1 protein-coding gene is annotated in these 290 nt (G+C 34.5%); it reads right to left on the bottom strand.

Annotated elements, in window-relative coordinates; genetic code table 11:
- On the bottom strand, positions 1–290 hold a 290-nt coding region (locus V6246_RS18315; RefSeq protein WP_341561880.1), incomplete at both ends, for a hypothetical protein.

The following is a 290-nucleotide window of genomic DNA, read 5'->3' as shown; positions in this document are numbered from 1 at the left end:
CAAAACGGTTATCTTCAAAACTCATGTTTGCATTTAAATTAATTTTTAAATGATATTTAAACAGTGAAGGGTTTAAAGCTAAGCCTAAGTTTCTACGTTCAAATTCAGAAGTCATTAAAGCGCCTTCTTGGTTGGTTAATCCAAAAGAGAAACGTGTTGGAATGGCTTGAAATAAAGAGCCTTGCATAGAGATGTTGTGTTTAGATGATACGGAGTTTCTAAAAATTTCATCTTGCCAATCTGTGCTTGTTGCTCCCAATAAACTTTCGTCTAAAGTGGTTCCGTTAAGG

The organism is Algibacter sp. TI.3.09 (assembly GCF_038154905.1).
Classification (GTDB): Bacteria; Bacteroidota; Bacteroidia; order Flavobacteriales; family Flavobacteriaceae; genus Algibacter.
This window is presented reverse-complemented; position numbering and strand designations above follow the sequence as displayed.